The sequence below is a fragment of the Serratia sp. HNCC26DJ206 genome, assembly GCF_057180605.1.
The window spans coordinates 48,766-65,715 of record NZ_JBXUGP010000032.1; the positions used below are offsets into that span (position 1 = coordinate 48,766).

The 16,950-nt window shown below is 55.5% G+C and carries 15 protein-coding genes; 8 read left to right on the top strand and 7 right to left on the bottom strand.

What is annotated here, in order from left to right; genetic code table 11:
* The first annotated feature begins 88 nt into the window (after positions 1-88).
* Both speB and AC2A1E_RS19755 read left to right on the top strand, forming a co-directional pair.
* Complete coding sequence (gene speB / locus AC2A1E_RS19750) at positions 89-1,030, top strand: agmatinase (RefSeq protein WP_484385167.1); 942 nt, start codon at positions 89-91, stop codon at positions 1,028-1,030.
* Positions 1,031-1,063: 33 nt separating this feature from the next.
* Positions 1,064-2,440, top strand: coding sequence for a sodium:solute symporter family protein (locus AC2A1E_RS19755; protein ID WP_484385168.1), 1,377 nt, complete (start codon positions 1,064-1,066; stop codon positions 2,438-2,440).
* Positions 2,441-2,494: 54 nt separating this feature from the next.
* Here AC2A1E_RS19755 and rimO read toward each other — a convergent pair whose 3' ends face one another.
* Positions 2,495-3,802 carry a 30S ribosomal protein S12 methylthiotransferase RimO gene (gene rimO, locus AC2A1E_RS19760; RefSeq protein WP_484385169.1) on the bottom strand — a complete coding sequence of 436 codons (1,308 nt, stop codon included), beginning with the start codon at positions 3,800-3,802 and terminating at the stop codon, positions 2,495-2,497.
* 166 nt (positions 3,803-3,968) lie between these two features.
* The gene (locus tag AC2A1E_RS19765; RefSeq protein ID WP_484385170.1) at positions 3,969-4,946 is read right to left on the bottom strand and encodes a CobW family GTP-binding protein; all 978 of its coding nucleotides are present in this window, start codon (positions 4,944-4,946) and stop codon (positions 3,969-3,971) included.
* 316 nt (positions 4,947-5,262) lie between these two features.
* On the opposite strand from AC2A1E_RS19765, the gene AC2A1E_RS19770 reads away from it, so the two are divergent.
* On the top strand, positions 5,263-5,580 hold the full coding sequence (locus tag AC2A1E_RS19770; RefSeq protein WP_459399128.1) for a type 1 fimbrial protein: 318 nt from the start codon (positions 5,263-5,265) through the stop codon (positions 5,578-5,580).
* Between the two features lie 47 nt (positions 5,581-5,627).
* Here AC2A1E_RS19770 and AC2A1E_RS19775 read toward each other — a convergent pair whose 3' ends face one another.
* The gene (locus AC2A1E_RS19775; protein WP_484385171.1) at positions 5,628-7,109 is read right to left on the bottom strand and encodes a mannitol dehydrogenase family protein; all 1,482 of its coding nucleotides are present in this window, start codon (positions 7,107-7,109) and stop codon (positions 5,628-5,630) included.
* A 352-nt stretch (positions 7,110-7,461) separates the two neighbouring features.
* Here AC2A1E_RS19775 and uxuA point away from each other — a divergent pair, with 352 nt between their 5' ends.
* Positions 7,462-8,652, top strand: a complete 1,191-nt coding sequence (gene uxuA, locus AC2A1E_RS19780; RefSeq protein WP_484385172.1) for a mannonate dehydratase — start codon at positions 7,462-7,464, stop codon at positions 8,650-8,652.
* Between the two features lie 40 nt (positions 8,653-8,692).
* On the opposite strand, the gene yeiP is transcribed toward uxuA, so the two are convergent.
* Together yeiP and mtr are read right to left on the bottom strand one after the other, a co-directional pair.
* Positions 8,693-9,265 carry an elongation factor P-like protein YeiP gene (gene yeiP, locus AC2A1E_RS19785; protein ID WP_473190747.1) on the bottom strand — a complete coding sequence of 191 codons (573 nt, stop codon included), beginning with the start codon at positions 9,263-9,265 and terminating at the stop codon, positions 8,693-8,695.
* A 149-nt stretch (positions 9,266-9,414) separates the two neighbouring features.
* A complete protein-coding gene (gene mtr, locus AC2A1E_RS19790) occupies positions 9,415-10,659 on the bottom strand; it encodes a tryptophan permease (protein WP_484385173.1) in 1,245 nt (414 codons plus the stop codon).
* Positions 10,660-10,914: 255 nt separating this feature from the next.
* Here mtr and AC2A1E_RS19795 point away from each other — a divergent pair, with 255 nt between their 5' ends.
* Positions 10,915-11,169 carry a YkgJ family cysteine cluster protein gene (locus AC2A1E_RS19795; RefSeq protein ID WP_484385174.1) on the top strand — a complete coding sequence of 85 codons (255 nt, stop codon included), beginning with the start codon at positions 10,915-10,917 and terminating at the stop codon, positions 11,167-11,169.
* Between the two features lie 2 nt (positions 11,170-11,171).
* On the opposite strand, the gene AC2A1E_RS19800 is transcribed toward AC2A1E_RS19795, so the two are convergent.
* Both AC2A1E_RS19800 and AC2A1E_RS19805 read right to left on the bottom strand, forming a co-directional pair.
* Complete coding sequence (locus tag AC2A1E_RS19800) at positions 11,172-12,350, bottom strand: sugar efflux transporter (protein ID WP_484385175.1); 1,179 nt, start codon at positions 12,348-12,350, stop codon at positions 11,172-11,174.
* Positions 12,351-12,470: 120 nt separating this feature from the next.
* The gene (locus tag AC2A1E_RS19805; protein WP_484385176.1) at positions 12,471-12,893 is read right to left on the bottom strand and encodes a nucleotide triphosphate diphosphatase NUDT15; all 423 of its coding nucleotides are present in this window, start codon (positions 12,891-12,893) and stop codon (positions 12,471-12,473) included.
* A 248-nt stretch (positions 12,894-13,141) separates the two neighbouring features.
* On the opposite strand from AC2A1E_RS19805, the gene fruB reads away from it, so the two are divergent.
* Genes fruB through fruA form a run of 3 tightly spaced genes read left to right on the top strand, consistent with a single transcriptional unit; the run spans position 13,142 to position 16,907 of the window.
* Positions 13,142-14,275 (top strand): fused PTS fructose transporter subunit IIA/HPr protein, encoded by a 1,134-nt coding sequence (gene fruB / locus AC2A1E_RS19810; protein ID WP_484385177.1) that lies wholly within the window; start codon positions 13,142-13,144, stop codon positions 14,273-14,275.
* Entirely contained in the window at positions 14,272-15,210 is a 939-nt protein-coding gene (gene fruK / locus AC2A1E_RS19815) for a 1-phosphofructokinase (protein WP_484385178.1), read from the top strand. Before fruB ends, fruK begins: the two co-directional genes overlap by 4 nt.
* Positions 15,211-15,224: 14 nt before the next feature.
* A complete protein-coding gene (gene fruA / locus AC2A1E_RS19820) occupies positions 15,225-16,907 on the top strand; it encodes a PTS fructose transporter subunit IIBC (RefSeq protein WP_484385179.1) in 1,683 nt (560 codons plus the stop codon).
* Positions 16,908-16,950: the final 43 nt, after the last annotated feature.

The following is a 16,950-nucleotide window of genomic DNA, read 5'->3' on the forward strand; positions in this document are numbered from 1 at the left end:
ACCGGGAATAGTAACGCGGGTCGGTTAGGGCATAGGCTGTCGTTGTTGCGTAAATGTTATAAAAATGATTATCTGACAAGGAAAACCTATGCTGAATCAACCTCAAAGCGGTAATGAAATGCCGCGTTTTGCTGGCCTGCCGACCATGATGCGTTTACCTGCTGCCGACAATGCACAGGGGTTGGATGCTGCCTTTGTTGGCATTCCTTTGGATATCGGAACCTCCAATCGCAGTGGTACGCGTTTTGGGCCGCGACAAATCCGCCAGGAGTCGGTGATGCTCCGCCCTTACAACATGGGGAGCGGCGCTGCGCCGTTTGAGCGGTTACAAGTTGCCGACTTGGGTGATATTGCCACCAATCCCTATAACCTGACAGACAGCGTTAGCCGCATTGAACTGGCGTACGACGAGATCCTGCACCACGGCTGCATCCCTCTCACCCTCGGTGGCGATCATACCTTGACGCTGCCGATTTTGCGTGCGGTGGCGCGCAAGCATGGCCCGGTCGGGCTGATTCATATCGATGCCCATTCCGATACCAATGACGAGATGTTTGGCGAAAAACTGGCGCACGGCACCACCTTTCGCCGGGCGCACGAAGAAGGTCTGTTGGCTCCGCAGCGGGTGGTGCAGATTGGCCTGCGCGGCAGTGGTTATGCTGCGCAGGATTTTGACTGGTCGAGGCAGCAAGGGTTCCGCGTGGTGCCAGCAGAAAGCTGCTGGTATCGCTCACTCGCCCCGTTAATGGCCGAGGTGCGTGAGCAAATGGGGCAGGGGGCGGTTTATCTCAGCTTTGACATCGACGGGCTGGATCCGGCGTTTGCCCCCGGAACCGGCACCCCAGAAGTCGGTGGACTATCGGTCTGGCAAGGGTTGGAGATCGTCAGGGGATGCCAGGGGCTAAACCTGGTGGGCGCGGATCTGGTAGAGGTTTCCCCGGCATACGACAGTTCCGGCAATACCGCCTTGCTGGCGGCCAATCTGCTGTTTGAAATGCTGTGCGTGCTGCCGACTAAACGTTCCATATAACCCAATAAATAACAACATGATAGGGGATACTTTATGCAACTCGATCTGTTTGTGGTCGTGCTCTATTTTTTGGTTATCGGTGCGGTGGGTTGGCTTGGCGTTCGTAAGGCCACCACCAAGGAAAATTATCTGGTCGCTGGCCGCAATCTGGGGCCGGGTTTGTATTTAGGTACGCTGTCAGCGGTGGTGCTCGGTGGGGCTTCGACCATTGGCAGCGTAAAGCTGGGCTACACCTATGGCATTTCCGGGCTGTGGCTCTGCTTCGCGCTGGGTATGGGCATTGTGGTGCTGAGTACCGTCTTGGCCAAGCCCTTGCTCAAGCTGAAGCTCTATACCGTTAGCCAGGTACTGGCGCAGCGCTATCATCCGGCGGCTAGGGTCACCAGCGGTATCATTATGCTGGCTTACGATCTGATGGTGGCGGTGACTTCGATTATTGCCATCGGCAGCGTAATGCAGGTGATGTTTGCGCTGCCGTTTGCTGCCTCAATACTGATTGGCGGTGGGATGGTGGTGCTCTATTCAACGCTAGGGGGCATGTGGTCGCTGACGCTGACGGACATTATCCAGTTTGTCACCATGACGGTGGGGATGATGCTGGTGCTGATGCCGATGAGCATTGTCAAAGCGGGTGGATGGGAGATCTTTACCCAGCAACTACCGGCGAGCTATTACCAACTGTCCTCCATTGGTTTCGACACCATCATTCTGTTCTTCCTGATTTACTTCTTCGGCATCCTGATTGGGCAGGATATCTGGCAGCGGGTATTCACCGCCCGCAGCGTGCCGGTGGCGCGCTACGCTGGCTTGGGTGCGGGTATCTACTGCGTACTTTATGGCGTTACCGGCGCGATGATCGGAATGGCGGGGAAGATCGTGCTGCCGTTGCTGGATAACAGCGATGGTGCGTTTGCCGCCATCGCTCAAGCGGTACTGCCCGCAGGCGTCAGCGGGTTGGTGGCCGCAGCGGCACTGGCTGCGCTGATGTCAACCGCCAGCGCCTGCCTGTTGGCCTCTTCGACCATTGCCTTGGAGGATGTTCTGCCCGCCATTCGCCAGCGGCCATCGGGCGGTTTAGCCGCGGGGCGTTTAACCACGTTGGTGATGGGAGTAGTGATGCTGGGGTTGGCTTTTCTGGTGCGGGATGTGCTGTCGGCTTTGACGCTGGCTTACAATCTGCTGGTGGGTGGGATGTTGATCCCGCTGGTGGGGGCGATTTTCTGGAAGCGCGCTACCAGTACCGGCGCGATAGCCAGTATGGTGATGGGCAGCCTGTGCGTGTTGGGCTTTATGTTTTATCACGGGATTCAGGCTAACAGCCCGATCTACAGCGGTTTACTGGTGGGAGCGCTGGCCTTTATCGTCGGTAGTTTATTAACGCCGGAACAACGGGCCGTCGCAACGGCCTGAATCGGTTGCGCTGAGGTTACGGGAAGGCATCACGCCATCCCGTAACCTGCTTGATTAGACCAGCGAACCCCAGAGATCGTATTCGTCGGCGTTTTCGATCTTCACTTTGACGATCTCGCCCACTTTCACGCCGGTTTCACCGTTCAGGTAGACCGCACCGTCGATCTCCGGTGCATCGGCCATGCTGCGGCCAATCGCGCCTTCTTCGTCCACTTCGTCGATCAGCACCAGCAGTTCGCGGCCAATCTTTTCCTGCAAGCGCTGGGCAGAGATCTGTTGCTGCAACTGCATAAAGCGGTGATAGCGCTCTTCTTTCACCTCTTCTGGTACTTGATCCGCCAATTCGTTGGCGGCAGCACCTTCTACCGGGCTGTATTTGAAACAGCCGACGCGATCCAGCTTGGCTTCCTGCAGGAAGCTGAGCAGCATCTGGAAGTCTTCTTCGGTTTCACCAGGGAAACCAACGATGAAGGTGGAGCGCAGCGTCAGATCCGGGCAGATTTCACGCCAGCGTTTGATGCGCTCCAGCGTGCGTTCTACGGCGCCAGGGCGCTTCATCAGCTTGAGGATTTTCGGGCTGGCGTGTTGCAGCGGAATATCCAGATACGGCAGGATTTTGCCTTCCGCCATCAGCGGGATTACGTCATCCACATGCGGGTAAGGATAAACGTAGTGCAAGCGCACCCAGGCACCCAGGCTTGAGAGTTGCTCACACAGGCTAACCATGCTGGTTTTCACCGGCTGGCCGTTCCAGAAACCGGTACGGTGTTTGACATCAACGCCGTAGGCCGACGTATCCTGCGAGATCACCAGCAGCTCTTTGACCCCGGATTCCACCAGGCGCTTGGCCTCATCCAGCACTGAACCGATCGGGCGGCTGTCGAGATCGCCGCGCATCGATGGGATGATGCAGAACGTACAGCGGTGGTTACAGCCTTCAGAGATCTTCAGATAGGCGTAGTGCTTCGGCGTCAGTTTTACGCCTTGCGCTGGGATCAGGCTGGTAAACGGGTTATGTTCCGGCTTCGGCACATAGTGGTGAACGTGGTTCAATACCTGCTCATAGCTGTGTGGCCCGGTAATTTCTAACACCTTCGGATGCACTTCACGGATCTGGTTTTCTTTGGCACCCAAACAGCCGGTCACAATCACCTTACCGTTTTCTTGTAGTGCTTCACCGATCGCTTCCAGTGATTCTTGCACGGCACTGTCGATAAAGCCGCAGGTGTTGACGATCACCAGTTCGGCGTCGTCGTAACTTGGTACGACCTCATAGCCTTCATTACGCAGTTCGGTCAGGATCCGTTCAGAATCAACCAGGTTTTTCGGGCAGCCTAACGATAAAAATCCAATCTTAGCCATTTTTTGTACAGTATGTTATTCAGAATCCGCAGAGTATACACATGCGCAAATTATCCCGCTATATCCGGTATCTGCTGGGTATCATGTAAATATCGCGCTGTAGCCCATGCACGTTTTGAGATCTCGATATTTACCAAAAGGTTAAGCAGCAGGAACCTTTTGCACATCAATTCAGGCGAATCTTAAATAAGGCGGATTGCAAGGCGTTCCAATCGGCTTCGCTGCTGTGGATCAGTTCAATGCGGCTGTCCAGTGGGGCAACGGGGCGGGTTTCGATATTCAGATCCTGCCCTTGGCGGTTGATCAGTAAACTCCCTTCGGGAATGCGCACCACCGCTTTAGCCCGTTCAACCGGTGCCAGCCTGATCCATTCCATCATGCCCACGGTGTCGAACAGGGTTTCGCTGTCAAAAATCCAGCCACAGCTGGTATAGCCCTGGCCCTGATTCAGGGCCCGGCGCCAGCGCGCATTTTCTGGCAGGCGCAATGCCGCCAAGCCGCGCGTTTTGGCTTGGGCGTGATGATGATGTTGCGCATCCGGCAATTCGCTGTGATTGGCTCGTGGCTGGTCAAGCCATGCGACGTTCATGCGCCCTTGCTCAATACGGTGAACCGGCCGCTGCTGGCCATATTGTGTCTGCCATTGCTCCAGAGCCAGGTCATCTTGTGGCTGCCAGGTGTCGATCTTATTAGCGATGATGATGTCTGCGGCCGCCAACTGGTCGCGGAAGTTTTCATTTTCGCGATACTGGGGCTGGCTGAGTTGACGGGCATCGAGCAGGCAAATCGTTGCCAGCAGTTCGATCCAACCGGCGTACGTTTCCTGTGTCAGCAACTCCAGGATCTGTTTTGGGTGGCCAAGACCGGTGGGTTCGATCAGTAACCGATCGGGTTTTTCCTGTTGCAACAGCATGTTCAGCCCAACCTGCATGGGTAGGCCGTTGACGCAGCACATGCAACCACCAGGGATCTCCTTGAGCACGGCACCGCTGTTTGCCAGCAGGGCCCCATCGATACCAATTTCACCAAATTCGTTAACCAGCACCGCCCAACGTTCGTTCTGTGGCTTATTGTCCAGCAGATGACGAATGGTGGTGGTTTTACCACTGCCAAGAAAACCGGTGATCAGGTTGGTTTTTGTCATTTTTTATTTCCTGGTTAAATGTTTTTTATTCTATTGATAACCATAGCTTATGGGTTTTGCATGCGGTTTGAACATTTTATCTGGGCGAAGTCACAAATTTAACATTTGCTTTCGTGCGTTTCCTAACTCGATAGAGTTATTTTTATTTAAGATAATTCCCAATAAAAACGAGGGATTATAAAAATCAATTGTGTCGTATTGATGCTTTCTCCGTGGCTAATGCGCCGAATAGCGTCCAAAAACCCCCGCTGGCCTTGCGATTATTCCTAAAAAAATATTCTATGATTAAAGTGACTTAACAAAAAGTGAGGTTGCCATGAATAGCTTACGGTTATTTTTGATCGCAGGAGCGTTACTTTCATGGATGGCAGCAGGTCATGCGGGTACCCCAGGTACCGTTGGTGGGGTCATCAACTTTGTCGGTTCGATTGTTGAAGGCCCTTGTCTGGTCAATGTTGTCAACTCATCGGCTAATACCCAGTGTTATCGTAATGGGCAAAACTACACAGGCACGCAAGCTCTGGCAAGTTTTAACGCTAGCAGCAAAGAACTCCCACTGAACTTAGGTACCACTGAAATGAGGTGGGTGGACCAGCAACAGAAGCTTGCGATAATGACTGTAGTATACCGTTAAGTCGCTTGCGTCATGCCGGGCTTATGCCCGGCATGACCTCCCAAACCTCAGGCTACTCGATCCATTACCCACTGTTTCACCGTCTGACGCGCACCGCGATCGCGCAATGACAGATAAGCCTGGGTTACCGCCGCAACAAACTTCTCATCAGCCGGTAATTGTTCGCCAAAAACGCTCTTAATCGCCAGCAACGCAGCCACACGGGGTTCACCGTCTTGCGATGAGCCAACCACCTGCTGCAAAGTTGCCAGCATAGGGTCGCGAATATCAATCTGCTGCCCGGCATCGTCAATACCGCCCACATAACGCATCCAGCCAGCCACACCCAGAGCCAGCCCGGCATAGCTGCCGCCATGCTGCAAATGCCAGCGGGTAGAGTCCAGCATGCGTTGTGGCAGTTTCTGCGTGCCGTCCATGGCGATCTGCCAGGTCTTATGTTGCAGCGCCGGGTTGCTGTAACGCGCGATCAGCCGATCGGCATAGGCGGCCAGATCGATACCGCTCACTTGCAGCGTTGGAGCCTGCTCATGCAGCATCAGGTGATAAGCCGCACGGCGATAATATTCATCCGCCATGCAGTCATTAATGTGCGGATAACCTGCCAGATAGCCGAGATAAGCCAGGAACGAGTGGCTGCCGTTCAGCATGCGCAATTTCATCTGCTCAAATGGCAGTACATCATCCACCAGTTGCACGCCAGCGGCTTCCCACTCTGGGCGGCCAGCAACAAAGTTATCTTCTACTACCCATTGAATAAAAGGTTCGCAGGCAATGGCGCACTCGTCGCGCACTCCGCCCAACGCTGCGGCGACTTCATCCAAGGTTTCCGGCGTGCTGGCAGGCACGATGCGATCGACCATGGTGCTGGGGAAAGTGACGTTGCTGGCAATCCATTGTGCCAGCTCCGCATCGCGGGCCTGTGCCAGGCCGGTGACCGCATTACGCACGACATGGCCGTTTTCTGGAATATTATCGCAGGAGAGTACGCTGAAGGCGGGCAGGTTACGTTGGCGCCGCCGATGCAGCGCTTCCACCAGGATCCCCGGTACGGTGGTGGGCCGGGTCGGGTCAGCCAGATCGGCTAGAATGGCCTCATGCTGCAAGTCTAACTGGCCGCTGCCGGGTTCGATGCAGTAGCCCTTTTCCGTAATGGTCATTGAGACGATCGCCACCTGCGGTTCCGCCAGTTTCTCCAAGACGGCATCAATATCTTCCAGCTTGCGGTGCACGCTTTCGTGAACGGCACCGATCACGATCGCCTGATTACCCGCCGCCCCTTTTTCCAGCACGGTGTAGAGATGATCCTGGGCACGCAGGGTTTGGAACAGCTTATCGCCGCCGAACAGGCTGATCTCACAAATCCCCCAGTCGCCACCTTTACGGTTAAGCACGCGATCGGTCAACAGCGCCTGGTGGGCACGATGAAAGGCACCGAAGCCCAGGTGTACCATACGGCTACGCAGCAGGCGGCGATCGTACTGCGGTTGCTGCACCTCAGCAGGAAGCGATGAGTTGGCGATAGTCTTCATGAATGGCTCCATTACAAGAGAAAGTCCTGGCCGGTAGCTTGCATAAAGTTATCAGACCAGTTGGCCGTGCGCAGTCTGTTGCTGATGCGCCGGTCTCCGTGTGTTGTTATCTGCCGCCACTCTAAGGTGGTTGCGGGGCTAATAAAATGGGTCAGTCCAAAATAAGCCAGAAGCGTGAGTTGGATCAACCCATCAAGATTTCTATTTTGACAGCATGCGGCTAAAGAGTAAGGTTAAAGATGAATGATATCTATCTCAATGTGGTATAACAAGATTGATTTGATTTTGCGATCTACTTCACCACTGGCAACAAACCTCAGATGACTGAGCGACTATTCACAAGGATAAATCTATGGAACAAACATGGCGTTGGTATGGGCCTAACGATCCGGTTTCGCTGGATGATATACGGCAGGCGGGGGCAACCGGTGTGGTGACGGCGTTGCATTATATCCCTAACGGTGAAGTGTGGCCGGTTGAGGAAATAAAAACGCGTCAGGCTCTGCTGGCTGAGAAAGGGTTGGTGTGGTCGGTGGTGGAAAGCATCCCGGTGCATGAGGAGATCAAAACCCGCAGCGGCAATTATCAACGTCATATCGCCAATTATCAGCAGTCGCTGCGTAATCTGGCGGCCTGCGGTATCGACACCGTATGCTACAACTTTATGCCGATCCTCGACTGGACGCGCACCGATCTGGAGTATTTATTGCCAGACGGTTCAAAAGCGCTGCGTTTTGACCAGATCGCCTTTGCCGCTTTTGATCTGTATATCCTGCAACGTAAAGGTGCCGAAAAAGATTACAGCGCCGAAGAGCAAACCGAGGCGCGGGCCTATTTCAACGCGATGAGCGCGGCGGAGATTGCCAAGCTGACCGGTAATATCATCGCTGGGCTGCCAGGTGCAGAAGAGGGTTACACGCTCGATCAATTCCGCGCGCGGCTGGCCGAATATGATCATATCGACAAAGCCCAACTGCGTGAAAATATGGCGGTGTTTTTGCGCGCCATTGTACCGGTGGCGGAAGAGGTGGGAGTGCGCCTTGCGGTGCACCCGGACGATCCGCCGCGCCCGATCCTTGGCCTGCCACGCATTGTTTCCACCATTGAAGATATGCAATGGCTGAAAGAGACCGTTGATAGCATTCACAACGGTTTTACCATGTGCACCGGTTCCTACGGCGTGCGGGCGGATAACGATCTGGTACGGATGATTGAGACCTTTGGCGATCGTATTCACTTTACCCATCTGCGCTCGACCTGCCGCGAGCAGAACCCGAAAACCTTCCATGAAGGGGCGCATTTGCAAGGGGACGTGGATATGGTGTCGGTGATTGAAGCCATTCTGACCGAAGAACAGCGCCGCTTGCAGGCGGGCGATCGTCGGCCAATCCCGATGCGGCCGGATCATGGTCACCAGATGTTGGACGATCTGAAAAAGAAAACCAACCCTGGCTATTCGGCTATTGGCCGTTTGAAAGGTTTGGCGGAAATTCGTGGCGTGGAGTTGGCGCTGAAGCGGCGCTTTTTCCCGGAATTACTCTGAGGTTTGAAGGCAGGGCGCACCGCTGCGCCCTGAATCACAATCAGTCGGCACGGCCCATATAACGACGCTCGGCAATATGAATGCGGATTTTGTCGCCTGGGCTCAGGTATTCCGGCACCAGAATAGTCAAACCGGTCGCCATGGTGGCCGGTTTGTTACGGGCGCTGGCCGAAGCCCCTTTGATGCCCGGTGCGGTTTCGACAATTTCCATATCCACGGTTTGCGGCAATTCCAGCGCTAACACCTGGCCTTCCAGCGTTAATACCTGCATCCCCGGCAAACCCGCCTCAGGAATAAACAGCAACTCGTCTTCGATCTGATCTTTGGTGAAGATATACGGGGTGTAATCTTCATCATCCATGAACACGTATTCTTCGCCGTCGATATAGGAGAAGTTCACCTTGCGGCGCGACAGGGTAATGGTGTCCAGAATATCGTCACCTTTAAAGCGCTCTTCTACCTTGAGCCCGGTGCGCACGTCAGAGAAACGCATTTTGTAAAGGGTGTTGGCACCGCGTGCTGTTGGGCTTTGGACATCAATGTCCTTCACCAGCAGCAGTTTGCCGTTGTAGTTGATCGCCATGCCACGCTTGATTTCGTTAGCTCTTGCCATTGGAATAACCTGTCGATAAGGAGTTTTGAGAAGTTGCGACAAGTTACTCGTACCGCGCTTTTCAGGCAATAGCCCTGCAAAAAAAGAGTGAGTGAAGTAGGGAGATTTAGGAGCGTAAAAAGGGCGGCAATGGCCGCCCTCAGAAGGTGTTATTTAAACACCGGCAGCATATTCAGCAGGGTGAGTATGTGAGCGACGGCGTTGATCACGCCAAACAGGATAATAAACAGGATCATGCCATGGCCGCCGGGAGCGTGATACGCAGACTGCGGGAAGCGGCGGCGGCTGGCGCGCGCCATCATGGCTGGGACGATCACCGCCCAGACAGTGGCCGCTAAGCCTGCAAAACCGATGGCATACAGGAAGCCGTTCGGGAACAGCAGGGCTGCCAAAGTCGGCGGAACGAACGTCACCAGCGCCGATTGGGTGCGGCCCGCGGTATTATCGCTGAACTTGAAGAAGTCAGCCAGATAATCGAACAAGCCCAACGAAACCCCAAGGAATGAACTGGCCAGCGCCATATAAGAGAAGGCACTGAGCAGTTGGCCAACCGCCTGGCTGCTGGAAACGTTGCCCATTTGCTTGAGCAGGCTGCCGATATTGCCACCCTCGGCGATCACCTGTTTGAACGCATCACGCGTGATATTGCCCTGGATCACATACTGCCACAGGATGTAAATCCCCAACGCCAGCAGGGTGCCGTACACCAGGCTACGCACCACGGCACGGCTGTCTTGGTGATAATACTTCACCAGCCCCGGCACGTTGCCGTGATAGCCAAATGACGTCAGCAGATAAGGTAAGGCCGCTAGGGCATAGGGCAGGTAACTGGCGCTGCTGTCGCCACGGTTGAACAGCACCGCAGGCTGGACGTGGGTAAACATATCGCCAACCGACATCACGAAAGTGATCACCATACCGCCAATCAGAATGGTGCTCAGACGATCCACCGCCCGGGTCGATAACCAGACGATAAACGCCACTACAACAGCAAACACCAGCCCGGCCACCGCCTGGTTGGTGCCGACAATGCCTTCCAGCGTGTGGGCGATGATTGAGCCACCGGCCGAGATGTAGGCATAGGTCAGAATGTACAGCACAAAGGTGATGGACAAGCCGTTGATGGCATTCCAGCCTTTACCGAGCAGGTCTTTGACGATGGAATGAAAGCTGGCACCGGCCGGATAATTGAGCGTTGCTTCGAGGATCATCAGGCCGGAAATCAGCATGCAGGCCCAGGTATAAATCAGCAATGCCACTGAGCCGCCGAACCACACGCCAGAAGTGACAATGGGAATAGAGAACATACCGGCCCCGACGGCAGTACCGGCAATGATCATCGCGCCACCGAGTACGGAAGGGCGGGAAAGTTTCTGGATGGTGTCCGTGGACATTGTTGCTCCTGATGGGCTGCGAGTTCTTTTGTACTAGCTCAATAGTACATTGCGTGATGTGTGCATGTAAAGAGTCTAATTTGCTATTTTCATGCGCAATGGATGAGGCATTGGTGTTTCTATGCAAAGAGAGCATTACCGTTGAAAAATGGAGGGAGATAAAGATTTCGGTCTGAATAGGATTCTGCTGGCGGCAATTACGGCGTACTGTTATTGTCCGGCTTCAATTCTGCCAGCCCGCCAGGAGAAGCGCTGATGGACTGCCGTCCCGACTGTGGCGCTTGCTGCATTGCACCGTCAATTTCCAGCCCGATCCCCGGCATGCCCAATGGCAAACCGGCGAATACCCGCTGTATTCATCTGGATAAGCAACTGCGTTGTGGCCTGTTTCATTCGCCATTGCGGCCCCGCGTCTGCGGCAGCCTGCAGGCCAGCCGGGAGATGTGTCACGATCGCCGTGACGAAGCGTTAATCTATCTGGCAAAGCTAGAGGTTGATACCGCGCCTTAAGCTCAGGCGTCCTTGAGCCGCCATAGGCATAGCACTGCACCTATCACCATCGCCAACGCGGAATAAAACACCGCATGGTAGTTCCAGATCTCAGCAACGGAACCGGCGATCGAACCGGCAATAATCCAGCCAACGCGCGTGGTATTGGTAAACAGGGTGGTTGCCGCCCCGGCCTGTCCAGGCATCAAATCCTGAAAATAGAGCATGCCGATACCCGCCAGCACGCCGATAAACAGCGCATTCAGCAATTGCAGGGCGATCAACTGCCAGGTGCCGGTAATAAACAGCAGCCCGGCATAAAACAGCACCCCGGCGATCACTGCGCTGCGCATCAGGAAGCGTTTACCGAAGCGCTTGGCAACCATCCCGGCCAGCAGCATGGTAGGGATCTCCAGCCCGGCCGCCGTACCCATCAAGATCCCGGCCAGTTTTTCTGGCAAATGCAGCTCTTGCACCATATACAGCGGCATATTGATCAGATACATGCCGTTGGCGGTCCACATCAGGGTACAGGCGGCAAACAGCAGCAGCGTGTCGCGGCGGTTCTGGCGTGGCGCTTCCAGCGCGGCACCTTTGGCCGACGGCGTTTTCGGCATCGAGGGCAGCGTTTTCCACACTAAAGCGCCACAGAGAATGAAAGTAGCTGCCGCCGCCAGATACATCACCTGAAAGCCAAAACCCAATGCCAGAGCAAAGGCAATCGGCGGGCCGATTACCCAGGCCAAGGACACCTGTGCGCGCAGGATCGAGCTGAACATCACCGCTTCGCGCCCGGTGCGTTCAGCGTGCTCGCGTGCCAGCGCAAACATCTGCGGGTTGGCGGTGGAGCCGAAGCTGCTCAGCAGCACGCCGACAAACAGCAACAGATAGTAGTTACGGTTCCAGGCAAACAGCGCGCAGGCCAATGCGCCCAGCATGCAGCAAAGAAAGATCAGTGATTTGCGATCGCCTTTTCTATCTGAACGGCGGGCAAGAAACTGGCTGACCAAAATGCCGATCACCGCGCTGCCGGTAAAGAACAAACCGACCATACTCGGGCGCACGTTCACTTCGGTGGAAAGAAACAGGCTCAGCGTGGGGGTTTGCAAGGCACCGGCAATGCCGGTGAGAAACGCCACGACAATAAATGCCAGCGAAGTGAAATCGGGCAAGCGTCGAGTTATTGCAGTTGAAGTACGCATAGTGGTGAGCAAATAGCCAATAGAGAAACAAGTCGCGCGTAGAGTACGCGTTTTTAAAAAAAACAAAAAACGGTTTCAATCAACAACAGGGTAAAAAGTCTTTTCTGTGGCGAACAGGCTTCAAATTGTAGATAGATAGGTTTTACCACTCAGCCATAGGGCGATCGCGGTGCGGCTGGCTTCAAAATGCGGTTCCGGCAGAGCGTCGGGAGAGCACCAGCGCCATTCGGCACATTTTTCCGGCTCTTTTAATTCGGCTTTGCCACCGGCGTGCTGAACCAGCATACAGATGGATACGGTATGTTTGCCTTCAGCCCGCCAGGTTTGCAGATTATTGCTGATACCAATGAACTGCGGAGCATCAATCAGCAGCCCGGTCTCTTCAGCAATTTCGCGCTGGGCACAGTGTTCAAAGGTTTCACCCTCATCCAAATGGCCACCGGGAATCGACCAGAAAGGGGCGTGAGAACCGCAGCGTTTACCTAATAGAATCTGGCCCTGCGGGTTAACGATGATCACGCCAACGCCGGTTGCTACCGTCATGCCTTTCTCCTTCAGCAGTGTTTCAGCACAGTACGCCACTTTGTTCTGTAAGCAAGGTTTTTGCAGAGGAAAATGTGCGCAATGTCAAAAATCCATCATATCGGAATTAAGAAAACTTGCTTTCAGCAAGACCCGATCCCACACTGATTGAAACGTTTCAGCGTTATCGAAAGGGTCAATCCGGTTTTGATAACGCTCCTTTTTCCCTACATAGCTGAAACGATTCAATTCAGCAGGAGAGGAGAACTATGTTCCAGTTGTCACAGCAAGACATTCACCTGGGCGCCGCCGCCAGCGGTAAACAGGAAGCCATCCGGCAGGTCGCGGCAGCGCTCACCTCCGCCGGGTGCGTCAGCGCCGCCTATGTGGACGGCATGCTACAGCGCGAGCTGCAAACTTCTACCTATCTGGGTAACGGTATCGCCATTCCGCATGGCACCACTGATACCCGCGATCTGGTGCTGAATACCGGGGTGCAGGTATTCCAGTTCCCGCAGGGGATTGAATGGGGCGAAGGCCAGACCGCCTATGTGGTAATCGGCATCGCCGCCCGTTCAGACGAACACTTGGCGCTGCTGCGTCAGCTGACGCACGTGCTCAGCGATGACGGCGTAGCGGCGCAGCTGGCGAAAACCACGTCGGCAGAAGAGCTGCGCAGCCTGCTGATGGGCGAAAAACAAACGGCAGAGTTTCAGTTCGATGTTTCACTGATCGCGCTGGACGTGGCGGCAGATTCTTTGATGACGCTGCAAGCTTTGAACGCGGGCCGCCTGCAAAAGATCGGTGCGGTCGACGCCCGGTTTGTCAGCGATGTGATCACCCGCAAGCCGCTGAACCTGGGGCAGGGTATCTGGCTGAGCGACAGCGCTGAAGGCAACCTGTTCAGTGCGGCAACCATCAGCCGCCCCGCGCAGGCGTTTGACGAAGAGGGCGAGCAGGTTGCACTGCTGCTGACCGTGGCGATTGCCGATCAGCAACCGCTGACGCTGCTGAACTACCTCAGCGACCTGCTGTTGAGCAATAAAGCTGAACGCTTGCTGAACGCCGATGCCGTTGCCGTGCTGGCATTGCTGACCAGCGAGGTGGCCGAACAGAGTGCGGTGCTGAGCGCAGAATATATCGTTCGTAACGAACACGGCCTGCATGCCCGCCCGGGCACAGCGTTGGTTAACGTGATCAAACAATTTTCCAGCGAAATTACCGTCACCAATCTTAACGGCAGCGGTAAACCGGCTAACGGCCGCAGCCTGATGAAGGTAGTGGCGCTGGGTGTGAAGAAAGGTCATCAGTTGCGTTTTACCGCCAGCGGTGATGATGCTGAAGCGGCGCTGAAAGCCATTGGCGAAGCCATCAGCGAAGGTCTTGGCGAGGGTGCAGCATGAGCAGAAGAGTAGCAACCATTACCCTTAACCCGGCTTACGATCTGGTGGGTTTCTGCCCGGAGATTGAACGGGGTGAGGTTAATCGGGTAAAAACCGCCGGGCTGCACGCCGCCGGTAAAGGTATCAACGTTGCCAAAGTACTAAAAGATCTAGGTATTGATGTCACCGTGGGCGGTTTCCTGGGGAAAGATAATCAGGATGGTTTCCAACTGTTATTCAGCGATCTGGGCATTGCCAACCGTTTCCAGGTGGTGTCAGGGCGTACCCGTATCAACGTGAAGCTGACGGAAAAAGACGGCGAAGTGACCGATTTCAACTTCTCCGGGTTTGAAGTCACGCCAGCGGATTGGGAACGTTTCGTTAGCGACTCCCTGAGTTGGCTCGGCCAGTTCGACATGGTGGCGGTCAGCGGCAGTTTACCGGAAGGCGTACCGCCTGAAGCCTTTACCGAGTGGATGGTTCGCCTGCGCGCACAGTGCCCGTGCATCATTTTCGACAGCAGCCGTGAGGCGCTGGTGGCGGGGCTGAAAGCCGCGCCTTGGCTGGTGAAACCGAATCGCCGTGAACTGGAGATCTGGGCCGGTCGTCCATTGCCAACTTTAGATGATGTGGTGGAGGCCGCGCATGCGTTGCGCGATCAGGGGATCGCTCACGTGGTGATCTCGCTGGGAGCGGAAGGCGCACTGTGGGTGAACGCTTCCGGTGCCTGGATCGCTAAGCCGCCAGCCTGTGAGGTGGTCAGCACGGTGGGGGCAGGTGATTCGATGGTCGGTGGTCTGATCTACGGCCTGCTGATGCGTGAATCCAGTGAACATACTTTACGTTTGGCCACCGCCGTGGCTGCCCTGGCGGTGAGCCAGAGTAACGTCGGCGTGACCGATCGCCCGCAGTTGGCCGCGATGATGGCGCGTGTCGATCTGAAACCTTTTAACTGACAGGAGGAAGCAGAATGAAAACGCTGCTGATGATAGACAGTTCGCTCGGGCAGGCTCGTGGTCACCTGGCGAAACGTATGCTGGAAGGCGCTGCGGCCAAAACCGGTCTGGTGCTGGTAGATGTGCTGAACGAGGCTGAACTGGTGGTTGTAGCAGGCCAAGTTGCGCCTACGGATGCTGAGCTGAACGGTAAACAGGTGTATATCGGTGATGTGGAACACGCGGTGCGCGATCCCGAAGCCTTTTTGGCGCAGGCCAAAGCCGAAGCCAAGCCTTATCAGGCTCCGGCAGCGGCACCTGTGAAAGCGGCTGGCCCAAAACGCATTGTGGCGGTGACCGCTTGCCCGACCGGCGTAGCGCATACCTTTATGGCGGCCGAGGCCATTGAGAGCGAAGCCAAGAAACGTGGCTGGTGGGTGAAGGTGGAAACCCGTGGTTCCGTGGGGGCAGGCAATGCGATCACCCCAGAAGAAGTAGCGGCGGCCGATCTGGTGATTGTCGCAGCGGATATCGAAGTGGATCTGGACAAGTTTGCCGGTAAGCCGATGTACCGCACGTCTACCGGGTTGGCACTGAAGAAAACCGTGCAGGAATTGGATAAGGCACAGGCGGAAGCCGAGATCTTCCAGCCACAGAAAAGCGGCAGTGTGCTAACCGCAGGCAAGAAAAAAGAGAGCGCCGGGCCGTACCGTCACTTGCTGACCGGGGTGTCCTACATGCTGCCGATGGTGGTGGCGGGTGGTCTGTGTATTGCGTTGTCGTTCGTATTTGGTATCAAGGCATTTGAAGAAAAAGGCACTCTGGCCGCTGCGCTGATGCAGATCGGTGGGGGTTCAGCCTTTGCGCTGATGGTGCCGGTTTTGGCCGGGTATATTGCGTTCTCGATTGCCGACCGTCCTGGCCTGACGCCGGGCCTGATCGGCGGTATGCTGGCGGTGAGCACCGGTGCTGGCTTCCTCGGCGGTATTATCGCCGGTTTCCTGGCGGGCTATGTTGCCAAAGCGATCAGCGGCAAGCTGCATCTGCCGAAGAGTATGGAAGCGCTGAAGCCGATCCTGATTATCCCATTGCTGGCAAGTCTGACCACCGGTCTGATAATGATTTACGTGGTCGGTACGCCGGTGGCGAAAATCATGGAAGGCCTGACCCACTGGCTGCAATCGATGGGAACGGCTAACGCGGTGCTGTTGGGCGCGATCCTGGGTGCGATGATGTGCACCGATATGGGTGGCCCGGTGAACAAAGCTGCTTATGCTTTCGGCGTGGCGCTGTTGAGTTCCTCGGTGTATGCCCCGATGGCGGCGATTATGGCGGCAGGTATGGTGCCACCGCTGGCGATGGGCTTGGCAACGATTGTGGCGCGCAACAAGTTCGAGAAATCCGAACAGGAAGGCGGCAAAGCGGCATTGGTGCTGGGGCTGTGCTTTATCAGTGAAGGGGCGATTCCGTTTGCAGCACGCGATCCGATGCGCGTACTGCCGTGCTGTATCGCCGGTGGTGCCTTGACCGGTGCGCTGTCGATGGCCTTCGGTGCCAAACTGATGGCTCCACACGGTGGCCTGTTCGTGCTGTTGATTCCTGGCGCTATCTCTCCGGTGCTGCTGTATCTGGTGGCAATTATCGCCGGTACGCTGTTGGCGGGTGTCGGTTACGCGGTACTGAAACGCAGTGATGTTACGGTGACCAACGTGGCCTAACGCGTTGTAAAAAATAAAAAACCGGCGCTCAGGCGCCGGTTTT